The 7,588-nt window shown below is 73.5% G+C and carries 6 protein-coding genes and 1 pseudogene; 5 read left to right on the top strand and 2 right to left on the bottom strand.

What is annotated here, in order from left to right; genetic code table 11:
- Nucleotides 1–183 (bottom strand): SDR family NAD(P)-dependent oxidoreductase (locus tag ABD317_RS30820; protein WP_344294158.1); only part of this gene is annotated, 183 nt, incomplete at its 3' end.
- Nucleotides 184–287: 104 nt separating this feature from the next.
- Between ABD317_RS30820 and ABD317_RS30825 the strand changes: the two genes are divergently transcribed.
- The 5 genes from ABD317_RS30825 to dgoD are packed head-to-tail and all read left to right on the top strand — an operon-like array spanning nt 288 to nt 6,662.
- Nucleotides 288–2,291, top strand: coding sequence for a beta-galactosidase (locus tag ABD317_RS30825; RefSeq protein ID WP_344294160.1), 2,004 nt, complete (start codon nt 288–290; stop codon nt 2,289–2,291).
- A 25-nt stretch (nt 2,292–2,316) separates the two neighbouring features.
- Nucleotides 2,317–3,645, top strand: coding sequence for an ABC transporter substrate-binding protein (locus ABD317_RS30830; protein WP_344294162.1), 1,329 nt, complete (start codon nt 2,317–2,319; stop codon nt 3,643–3,645).
- Nucleotides 3,642–4,592 carry a carbohydrate ABC transporter permease gene (locus ABD317_RS30835; RefSeq protein WP_344294164.1) on the top strand — a complete coding sequence of 317 codons (951 nt, stop codon included), beginning with the start codon at nt 3,642–3,644 and terminating at the stop codon, nt 4,590–4,592. Before ABD317_RS30830 ends, ABD317_RS30835 begins: the two co-directional genes overlap by 4 nt.
- Nucleotides 4,589–5,509 carry a carbohydrate ABC transporter permease gene (locus ABD317_RS30840; protein ID WP_344294166.1) on the top strand — a complete coding sequence of 307 codons (921 nt, stop codon included), beginning with the start codon at nt 4,589–4,591 and terminating at the stop codon, nt 5,507–5,509. The genes ABD317_RS30835 and ABD317_RS30840 overlap by 4 nt, the downstream gene beginning before the upstream one ends.
- Nucleotides 5,510–5,513: 4 nt before the next feature.
- Nucleotides 5,514–6,662 (top strand): galactonate dehydratase, encoded by a 1,149-nt coding sequence (dgoD, locus tag ABD317_RS30845; RefSeq protein WP_344294167.1) that lies wholly within the window; start codon nt 5,514–5,516, stop codon nt 6,660–6,662.
- Between the two features lie 27 nt (nt 6,663–6,689).
- Here the strand turns inward: dgoD and ABD317_RS30850 are convergent.
- Nucleotides 6,690–7,588, bottom strand: a pseudogene (locus tag ABD317_RS30850) (hypothetical protein); the annotation flags it as partial.

Below are 7,588 nucleotides of genomic sequence, written 5' to 3' on the forward strand. Positions count from 1 at the left end.
GGCGGCGCAGAACTCCGCCGCGGTGGCGTCGGCCCGGTCGCCGTCGATGTCGGCGATGACGACGTCGGCGCGCTCGGCGGCGAGCCGGCCGGCGACGGCCGCGCCGATGCCGGCGGCGGCTCCGGTGACGACGGCGGTACGGCCGGCGAAGCGGCCGGGGCCGCCGGCTGCGGGTGCGGTCACGAGGTCACGCTCCAGGTATTGACGGATCTGCCGGGACGCTTCTACGTTGCCCGAACGTTAATTCGTAAATTATGGAATCAGCAAGAGGGGCGGAGGAAGCACACGTGAGGCGCATCCACTTCGGCGGCGACTACAACCCCGAGCACTGGCCTGAGGAGGTCAGGGCCGAGGACATCCGGCTGATGAAGGAGGCCGGGGTCTCCATGGTGACGGCCGGGATCTTCTCCTGGGCACTGGTCGAACCGCGGCCGGGCGCGTACGACTTCGACTGGTTCGGCCGCGTGCTGGACGACCTGCACGGCGCGGGGGTGCGCGTCTGCCTGGCCACCATGACCGCCTCCCCGCCGCCGTGGCTGTCCGAGCGGCACCCGGAGATCCTGCTCGAAGGCCCCGACGGCGTCCGCAGGTGGCCCGGCTCGCGGCAGCACTTCTGCCCCTCCAGCCCGGTCTACCGCGAGCACGCCGTCCGCCTGGTCACCGAGCTGGCCACCCGCTACGGCACCCACCCCGCCCTGGACAGCTGGCACATCGGCAACGAGTACGGCTGCTCCAACCCGCGGTGCTACTGCGACGTCTCCGCCGCCGACTTCCGCCGCTGGCTGCGCGAGCGGTACGGCACCGTCGAGGCGCTCAACACCGCCTGGGCCACCACCTTCTGGTCCCAGCGCTACGACACCTTCGAGCAGGTCCTCCCGCCGCGCACCACCCCGACGCACCCCAACCCGGCCCAGGAGCTGGACTACGCGCGCTTCTGCGACGACGCCCTGCTGCAGTGCTACCTCGCCGAGAAGGAGGCGCTGCGCCGGATCACCCCCGACGTGCCCGTCACCACCAACCATCTGCCGCTGCACAAGGCCGTCGACGCGTTCTCCTGGGCCGCGCACGAGGACGTCACCGCGCTCGACTACTACCAGGACCCGTACGATCCGGAGGCCCACATCGGCGCCGGCCTGGCCTTCGACCTGACCCGCTCGGCGGGCGGCGGCCGGCCGTGGATGCTGATGGAGCAGGCGCCCAGCGCCGTCAACTGGCGGCGGCGCAACAGCCCCAAGCCGTTCGGCTCGATGCGGCTGTGGAGCTGGCAGGCCGTCGCGCAGGGCGCGGACGCGGTGCTGTACTTCCAGTGGCGCGCGACCCCGGGCGGCGCGGAGAAGTTCCACTCGGCGATGGTGCCGCACGCCGGCCCCGACACCCGGATCTTCCGCGAGGTGAGCGCGCTGGGCCGGGAGCTGGGCGCCGTGCCGCAGCTCGCCGGCTCGCGTGCACGCGCCGAGGTGGCGCTGGTGGCCGACTGGAACAGCTGGTGGGCGCTGGAACAGGGCTCGCACCCGTCCGCCGACCTGGACTTCACCGAGACGCTGCGGCGGCACTACAAACCGCTCTTCGAGGCGGGCGTGCCGTGCGACGTGGTGCCGCCGGACCGCGACCTGTCCGGGTACCGGCTCGTCCTCGTGCCGAACCTGTACCTGATGAGCGCCGCCACCGGGGCCCGGCTCACCGCGTACGTACGCGCCGGCGGGCACCTGCTCGTCTCGTACTTCACCGGCATCTCCGACGACTGCGACCGGGTACACCCCGGCGGCTACCCGGCCCCGCTACGCGAGGTCCTGGGGCTGCGGGTGGAGGAGTTCTGGCCGCTCGCCGAGGAGCAGAGCCTGCCGCTGACCGGCGCGCTCACCGGCGGCGGCGACCTGTGGTCGGAGGCGATCGACCTCGAAGGCGCCACCGCCGTCGCCGCGTTCGGCGCCGGCGAGCTGGCCGGCCGGCCCGCGGTCACCCGGCACGCGTACGGGGACGGTGTCGCCTGGTACGCGGGCACCCGGCTCACGCCGGCGGCGATGCGCACCCTGGTGGACCGGGTGCGCGCCGGGGCCGGGGCGGCGCCCGTGCTGCCGGGGCTGCCGGCGGGCGTGCAGGCCACCGTGCGCGAGGGCGCGGACGAGCCGGCCGCGCGCTTCCTGTTCCTGCTGAACCACGGCGAGAGCGCCGCGACCGTCACCCTGCCCGAGCCGATGCGCGCGCTGGCCGGCGACGGCCCCGGCCCCGGCGAGGGCCCCGTCGACTCGGTCGAGCTGCCCGCCCGCGGCGTCGTCGTCCTGCGGCACTGAGAAGAAGCACTGACGAGGAGGTCGGATGCCCACCCGAAGAGAGGTCCTGGCGTGGGGCGCCGCGGCGGCCGCCGTGCCCGCCCTGGCGGGCTGCGGCGAGGAGGTCGGCGCGGCCCGGATGACCAGGGCGACCGAGCGCAGGCCGGGCCAGAAGATCACGCTCACCTTCTGGACCTGGGTGCCGCTGCAGAAGGCCGTGGCGCTGTGGAACAGGCAGAACCCGGACGTCCGGGTCGACGTGCAGACGGTGCCGGCCAACACCTCCGGCGGCTACCAGAAGATGCACTCCTCCCTCACCGCGGGCGACCCGCCCGACCTGGCGCAGGTCGAGTACTACGCGCTGCCCGAGTTCATGCTCGTCAACGGCCTGACGGACCTGAGCGAGTACGGCGCCGACGAGCTGCGGGACGCGTACGTCGACTGGCAGTGGCAGCAGGGGGTGTTCGCCGGCAGGACCTACGCCATCCCGCAGGCGTCCGGCCCGATGGGCCTGTTCTACCGCCGTGACCTCTTCGACAGGTGGGACATCGACGTCCCGGCGACCTGGGACGAGTACCGGGCCGCCGCCATGAAGATCAAGAAGCGCAGCGGCGGCTCCGTCATCAGCGCCTTCCCGCCCGCCAACGCCCAGTGGTTCGCCGCCTTCCCCTGGCAGCGCGGCGCCCACTGGGTGAGCACCGAGGGCGACGCCTGGGTGGTCGACCTCGCGGGTCCCGAGTCGCTGGAGGTCGCCGACTTCTGGGACGGGATGCTCTCCGACGGCCTCGTGGCGCCCGTCCAGGACTCGCAGTCCGCCTTCTTCAAGGGCCTGCAGACCGGCGGGCTGGCCACCTGGCCGGGCGCGCAGTGGTACGACGCGCTCATCCGCGGCAACGCGCCGCGCACCGAGGGCCGGTGGCGGGTCGCCGAGCTGCCGCAGTGGGAGCGCGGCGCGCACGCCTCGTCCAACTGGGGCGGCTCGGCCACCGCGATCCTGCAGGGCAGCCGGCACCCGGTGGAGGCGCTGGAGTTCGCGCACTGGCTCAACACCGACCCCGCGGCGATCGACCTGCTGATCGAAGCGGGCTACGGCTGGCCGGCGGCGAAGATCGAGCTGGCGGAGTCCGCGCTCGGCAGGCCCGACCCGTTCTTCGGCGGCCAGCGCTACAACGAGGTCTTCCAGCTCTCCGACCGCAACGTCGACACCTCCTGGCGCTTCGCGCCGACCACGACGCAGTCGTACGCCCACGTCCAGGACGCCTTCGGCCGCGTCATCGCCGGCCACGGCTCCCTGACGGACGCGCTGAAGGACGCCGAGGGCAAGTTCGTGGACGACCTGAAGGCCAAGGGACTGAAGGCGAGGAGCGCGCGATGAGCACATCCGTGCGGCCACGCCCGGCGCGGCCGGACCGCGCCGCGCGCCGCCGGCGCCGCAGCCGCCCCGACCGCAGGGCGTGGGCGTTCCTCGGCCCGTTCCTGGCGCTGTACCTGTTCGCGATGGTGGTGCCGATCCTCTACGCCGTCTACCAGAGCATGCTGAAGGTCGAGCGCAGCGGCCCCATGGGACTGGGCGAGCCGTCCGTCGGCTTCGCCGGCTTCGAGAACTACTCCCTCGCCCTGCAGCAGGAGACGTTCGTCGAGGGCTTCGGCCGGGTGCTGCTCTTCGGCGTCGTGCAGGTGCCGGTGATGCTGCTGCTCGCGCTGGTGCTCGCGCTGCTGCTGGACCAGGTGTCCGACCGCTGGGCGGGGCTGCTGCGGGCCACGTACTTCCTGCCGTACGGCATCCCCGGCGTGATCGCCACCATCCTGTGGGGCTTCCTCTACGTGCCCGGGGTCAGCCCCGTCAACGACGTGCTCGGGGACCTCGGCTTCCAGCCGGACTTCCTCGGCTACGACAACGTGCTGTGGTCGATCGCGAACATCGTGGTCTGGGAGTTCGCCGGCTACAACATGCTGATCATCGTCGCCCAGCTGAAGTCCGTGCCGCAGGAGCTGTACGAGGCGGCGGAGATCGACGGCGCCGGGCCGTGGCAGACGGCGCTGCGCATCAAGATCCCGCTGGTGCGGCCCGCGCTGGTGCTCACCACGGTGTTCTCCATCATCGGCACGATGCAGCTCTTCGCCGAGCCGCTGGTACTCAAGAAGGTCGCCCCCGCCGTCACCACCGACTACACCCCCAACCTCAGCGCGTACTTCGACGCCTTCGCGAACGCCAACCTGTACCTGGCCGCGGCCAAGTCGGTCATCCTCGCCGTGGTCGCCATGGTGCTGTCGTTCGGATTCCTCAGCCTCGTCACCCGCAAGCAAAGGAGCGAGCGGTGAGCGCCACCGGCACGACCACCACGACGGCCGCCCCGCCGGCCGGGACCGGGACCGCCGCGCCGGCCCCCCGGCGGCGCCGGGTCCCGCGCCCCGGCCGCATCGTCCTCGTCGCCGTGCTGACGGCGGCCGCGCTGTACTTCCTGCTGCCGGTCTACTGGCTCGTGGTCGCGGCCACCAAGTCGAACGACAGCCTCTACGGCTCCTTCGGCCTGTGGTTCGACGACCCGCGGCTGTGGGACAACCTGAGCCGGGTGTTCAGCTACGACGGGCACGTCTACCTGCGCTGGGCGCTGAACTCGCTGCTGTACGCGGGCGTCGGCGCGGTGCTGGCGACGCTGCTGTCCGCCGCGGCCGGCTTCGCCCTGGCCAAGTACCGCTTCGCGGGCCGGGAGGCGGTGTTCAAGTTCGTCCTGGCGGGCGTGCTGCTGCCCTCGACGGCGCTGGCGCTGCCGCTGTACCTGATGTTCAGCAGGCTGGAGCTGACCAACACCTACTGGGGCGTTCTGATCCCCAGCGTCGTCAGCCCGTTCGGCGTCTACCTCTGCCGCATCTACGCCGAGTCCGCGGTGCCCGACTCGGTGCTGGAGGCGGCGCGCGTGGACGGCGCGGGCGAGGGGCGGATCTTCTTCACGCTGGTGCTGCGGATCATGACGCCGGCGCTGGTGACGGTCTTCCTCTTCCAGTTCGTGCACATCTGGAACAACTACTTCCTGCCGCTGGTGATGCTCTCCGACGACCGGAAGTACCCCATCACCCTCGGGCTCGTCACCTGGCAGCAGGCCGCGGACCGGGTACCCGAACTCACGCAGTACACCATCGGCGGGGCCTTCGTCTCCGTCATCCCCCTGGCCGTCGCGATGCTCGTCCTCCAGCGCTTCTGGCGGACCGGGCTGACCGAGGGCAGCGTCAAGGAGTAGGCAGTTGAAGATCACCCGGGTCGAGACCTTCGCCGTGCCGCCGCGCTGGCTGTTCTGCCGGATCGAGACGGACGACGGTCTCGTGGGCTGGGGCGAACCCGTCGTGGAGGGCCGGGCGGCGACCGTCCGCACGGCCGTCCACGAACTCGCCGAGCAGTTCCTCGTCGGCGCCGACCCGCTGCGCGTCGAGGACCACTGGCAGCTGATGACCAAGGGGTCCTTCTACCGCGGCGGGCCGGTGCTCTCCTCCGCCGTCGCGGGGCTCGACCAGGCGCTGTGGGACATCGCCGGCAAGGCGTTCGGCGCGCCCGCGCACCAGTTGCTCGGCGGCCCGGTGCGCGAGCGCGCCCGCGCGTACTGCTGGGTCGGCGGCGACGCGCCCGCCGAGGTGCGGGACCAGGTCGCCGCGCAGGTGGAAGCGGGCTTCACGGCGGTGAAGATGAACGGCTCCGGGCGCATGGACCGGCTGCCGAACGTCGCCGACCTGCGCCGGATCGCCGCGCGCGCGGAGGCGGCACGCGAGGCACTGGGCCCGGAGGGGGACTTCGCCGTCGACTTCCACGGGCGGTTCTCGGTGGCCGGGGCGATCCGGGCGGTCGGGGTGCTGGAGCCGTACGCGCCGATGTTCGTGGAGGAGCCGGTGCTGCCCGAGCACACGCATCTGCTGGAGCGGGTCACCGGCGCCACGTCGCTGCCGGTGGCCACCGGCGAGCGGCTGTTCTCGCGCGCCGAGGTGCTGCCGGCCCTGCGGGCGGGCGTGGCGGTGCTGCAGCCGGACCTGTCCCACGCGGGCGGCCTCTCGGAGACCCGGCGGATCGCCGCGCTGGCCGAGACGTACGACGTGGCGATCGCCCCGCACTGCCCGCTGGGCCCGCTCGCGCTGGCGGCGAGCCTGCAGCTCGCCTTCTGCACGCCGAACTTCCTCATCCAGGAGCAGTCCATCGGCATCCACTACCACTCCGGCGCGGAGCTGCTCGACTACGTCGCCGACCCGGAGGTCTTCCGCTTCCACGCCGGGCACCTGCTGCGGCCCACCGGGCCGGGGCTGGGCGTGGAGATCGACGAGCGGGCGGTACGGGCCGCGGACGGCACGGCGGAGAGCTGGCACAACCCGGTGTGGCGGCACCCGGACGGGTCGTTCGCCGAGTGGTGACGCCCCGGGCGGCGGCGGGCGGCGCGCTCAGCGGCGGGTCGCCGCCGCCGCGCCGGCCGTCACCAGCACCGCGACGGCGATGCCGAACGTGGTGGTGCCCGCCGTCAGCCCCACCGCGTCGCTGAGGTAGCCCGCGGCGACGGGCAGCACCCCGGCCATCAGGTAGCCGCCCGAGGTGAGCGCCGCGTTGGCCTCGGCGAGGCGGGTGGACGGCACCCGCGCGCTGAGCGTGCTCAGCCCGCCGAGCTGCGAGCTGCCCTGGCCGAGGCCGGCCAGCACGGCGGCGGCGAGCAGCAGCGGCACCGACGTGGTGGCCGTGGCCAGCACCAGGGCCGCCATCGAGGCGGTGGTGAGCGTGGCGCCGAGCCGGAAAAGGGTGCGTACGCGAAGTCCGCGGACGGCGAACTGGACGCCGGTGGCCGCCGCGAAGAGCAGGAAGATCATGCCGCCGGCGAGCGCGCGGTTCCCGGTGTGCAGCAGCTCGGCCAGCAGGGACGGCCCGAGCGAGAGCACGAAGCCGGTGGCGGTCATGGCGGGGGCGAAGACGGCCAGGCTCAGCAGCAGGGTGCGGCGGTGCGGGCGGGGCACGGACGGGATGCGCACGGCGCGGCGGGGCGACGGCAGCGCCGCGGCCGCGTCCAGGGCCCGGACGAAGCGCCGCGCCGCGGCGATGTCGGGCTGGGCGGAGGCCGCCGTGCCGGCGACGACCGGGGCGAGGACCGCGCGCAGCTCGCCGACGCGCATCCACCACAGGAACGGCGAGCCGATGACGAGCACCGGCCCGTCCGGGGCGGCGGTCGCGCCCTCGACGACCTCGCGCCAGTGCGGGGCGCGGGCGTGCGGGGTGTTCGGCGCGGTCGGGGTGTTCGGGGCGTACGACGCCTCGGCGGCCGTGCGCCGCCGCGCCGCCGCCGCGGCGCCGGCTG

It is taken from the genome of Streptomyces synnematoformans (genome assembly GCF_039531005.1).
GTDB lineage: Bacteria > Actinomycetota > Actinomycetes > Streptomycetales > Streptomycetaceae > Streptomyces > Streptomyces synnematoformans.